Origin of the sequence: Actinospica sp. (assembly GCF_035552695.1) — a bacterium.
GTDB lineage: Bacteria > Actinomycetota > Actinomycetes > Streptomycetales > Catenulisporaceae > Actinospica.
Genome location: NZ_DASZKT010000099.1, coordinates 1 through 3,184, shown reverse-complemented (window position 1 = coordinate 3,184; position 3,184 = coordinate 1). Strand labels below are relative to the sequence as shown.

3 protein-coding genes are annotated in these 3,184 nt (G+C 69.8%); all 3 read left to right on the top strand.

Annotated features, from left to right (window positions below; genetic code table 11):
• Nucleotides 1–274, top strand: a 274-nt coding sequence (locus tag VG296_RS12730; RefSeq protein WP_325565883.1) for a (2Fe-2S)-binding protein, incomplete at its 5' end; no start/stop codon positions are given.
• A 2-nt stretch (nt 275–276) separates the two neighbouring features.
• On the top strand, nt 277–1,269 hold the full coding sequence (locus tag VG296_RS12725; RefSeq protein WP_325565882.1) for a xanthine dehydrogenase family protein subunit M: 993 nt from the start codon (nt 277–279) through the stop codon (nt 1,267–1,269).
• A partial coding sequence (locus tag VG296_RS12720; RefSeq protein WP_325565881.1) for a xanthine dehydrogenase family protein molybdopterin-binding subunit occupies nt 1,266–3,184 on the top strand: 1,919 nt, incomplete at its 3' end. The genes VG296_RS12725 and VG296_RS12720, both read left to right, overlap by 4 nt.

The following is a 3,184-nucleotide window of genomic DNA, read 5'->3' as shown; positions in this document are numbered from 1 at the left end:
GCAGTGCGAGGGCCGGGAGGTGACCAGCATCGAAGGCCTGGCGGCTGACGGACGGCTGCATCCGGTGCAGGAGGCGTTCGTCCGTCATGACGGTTTTCAGTGCGGCTACTGCACGCCCGGGCAGATCATGTCGGCGGTCGCGCTGCTGCAGGAAGGACGAGCGGGCTCGGATGAGGAGATCCGCGAGTTCATGAGCGGCAACCTCTGTCGCTGCGGTGCGTATCCGAATATCGTCGCGGCGATCCGGGAGGTCGCCGGCCGGGGGAGCGAATAGCGATGCGGCCCTTTGAGTACGTCCGTGCCGACGACGCGACCGCCGCGGTGGCGCGGGTGAGCGCCGACCCCCAGGCTGAGTACCTCGCGGGCGGCACGACCGAGCTCGATCTCGTCTTGAAGGACGGGGTGGTCGAGCCTGGGCGGCTGGTCGACGTCACGCGCTTGCCGCTGCGCGGGATCACCCTCGCTGAGGACACGTTGCGCGTCGGGGCGCTGGTCACGATGGAGGAGCTCGCCGCGGACGCGACGATGAGCGAGCGGGTGCCATTCGTCCGCGAGGCGCTGCTGGCAGGCGCCTCGCCGCAGCTGCGCAACATGGCGACGATCGGCGGGAACCTCTTGCAGCGCACGCGCTGTCGCTACTTCCGTGACTCGACGGTGATGGCCTGCAACAAGCGCGCTCCGGGGTCTGGGTGCGCGGCGGTGCGCGGTCCGGCGCGGATGCACGCGATTCTGGGCGCCAGCGAGCACTGCATTGCCTTGCACGCCTCGGACCTGTGCGTACCGCTGATCGCGCTCGACACAGTCGTAGACATCCAGGGCGTCGACGGGTCGCGCAGCGTCCCGCTGACCCAGTTCTATGTCCTACCCGGAGAACGGCCAGACATCGAGAACGTGCTCCAGCACGGCGAGCTGATCACGCAGATACGAATACCGCTACCGCCGGGCGGCACGCGGTCCGGCTACCTGAAGCTCCGCGACCGGGCCTCCTACGAGTTCGCGCTCACCTCCGCGGCCGCGGCGCTGCTGATCGAGGACGGCACGATCGTCCGCGCCCGCCTCGCTCTCGGCGGTGTCGGGACGATGCCGTGGCGGGCTCTCGAGGCCGAGGAGATTCTCCACGGCGCATCCGCCACCGGCCTTACGTTCCGGGCCGCGGCCCAGGCCGCGCTCGATGATCCCTTCACGGTCGCGGGCACCGCGTTCAAGGTCGAGCTGGCCAAGCGCACGATCATCCGAATCCTGCACACCGTATCGGGGGTCCGGCCATGACGACCGCCACGCGCGAGAAGATCATCGGTGATCCCGTCGACCGAGTCGACGGGCCGCTCAAGGTGACCGGCGCCGCGCCATACCCGTCGGATTTCACCCTCCCCGACCTCGCACACGCAGTCCTGGTGCAGTCCACGATCGCGGCGGGAACCATCGGGGGCGTCGACACAGCGAAGGCGGAGGCCGCACCGGGCGTCCTCGCGGTGATCACGCACGAGAACGCGCCTGCTCTCATCGACGCACCGCTGACCCCGCTCGGCCCCGCGCCTCCATTCCCCTTCAAGGACAACCGGATTGTGCACCAGGGCCAGCATGTGGCCGTCGTGGTGGCGCGGACGCGCGAACAGGCGGCCGCCGCGGCGCGACTGGTCGAGATCAGCTACGAAGAGGTTGCTCCGGTGCTGAGCATCGCCGATCCTCGTGCCCCCGTCTTGCTCGATCGGTGGGGGCAGGACGTCGATCGCGGTGATGTCACCGCCGCGCTGGCCTCGGCCGAGGTGGCCTACGACGAGACCTTCACCACCGCGCCGGTGACCAACAACCCGATGGGGCTCTTCGCCACGGTGGCCCGCTGGGACGGTGACCGGCTGACCGTGCACAACGCGAGCCAAGACCCGATGAGTACTCGCAGAGCCCTCGCAACGGTGTTCGGCCTGCCTGAGACCGATGTCCGGGTCCTGGTTCCGTACCTGGGCGGCGGGTTCGGGGCCGGACTCCGCGCCTGGCCGCACGTGATCCTGACCGCGCTAGCGGCCCGGGTGGTCAGCCGCCCGGTCAAGCTGGTGCTGACCCGGCCGCAGATGTTCACGTCCGTCGGCCACCGGCCGGAGACCCGGCAACGGGTGCGGCTCGGTGCCACCCGCGATGGCCGGCTGATGGCGATGGATCACGAGTCCACCGCGACAATCGCGGCTGTGGACGACGGAGGGGTCGAGCCCGTCACGCAGCTCACCGGCAATGCCTACTCCTGCCCGAACGTAGCGACCCACGACCGGCGGGCGCGGCTGCACATCCCAAGCCCCCATTGGATGCGCGGCCCCGGCACGACCCAGGGCAACTTCGCGGTGGAGTCCGCGCTCGACGAGCTGTCCTACACGCTCGGAATCGACCCGATCGAGCTGCGGCTGCGCAACTACGCCGAGGTTCATCCGGGGTCGGGCCGGGCGTGGTCGAGCGAGGCGCTGCGGGAGTGCTACCGCGTCGGCGCCGAGCGATTCGGCTGGGCGCGGCGTACGCCCGAGATCGGGTCGATGCGCGACGGGAACTGGCTGATCGGTTACGGCATGGCCGGAGTCACGTTCACGTCAGGCCAGGCACCTTGCCAGGCCACGGTGTCGATCGGCCGCGACGGCACCGCGCACGTGCGCAGCGCCGCCACCGACCTTGGCACCGGCACCTACACGATCGCGACGCAGGTCACGGCCGAGTTGCTCGGACTCGACATCGGCCAGGTACAGGTCGAGATCGGCGACAGCGACCTGCCGTTCGCGCCGTACTCAGGCGGTTCGGCAATGGCGACGTCCCTCAGCGGCGCCATCCAGGACGCCGTGGGCAACCTGGTCCGGGCGTTCCTGGATGTCGTCGCCGCCGACGAGTCGTCGCCGCTGCGGGGCAGGCGCCCGGACGACGTCACCACCACGAACGGCGGCATCCACGTCATCGATGATTCCTCGATCGGTCAGACCTACGCCGACATACTCGCCCGGCACGGACTACCGGAGATAACCGCGGACGGCGAGAGGGACCCGGGAATGAACGCTCGCGAGCCCACCGCTAACGGCTCATTCGCCGCGTGGTTCGCGGAAGTCCGCGTCGATGCGGACCTGGGACTGCTGCGCGTCACGCGGATCGTGTCGGCCATCGACGCGGGCCGCATCCTCAACGAGAAGCTGGCGCGCAGCCAGATGATCGGCGG

What these genes read in the sequence shown, in the direction of transcription:
- VG296_RS12725 (WP_325565882.1), top strand. Translation starts at nt 277, where the DNA reads ATGCGGCCCTTTGAGTACGTCCGTGCCGACGACGCGACCGCCGCGGTG.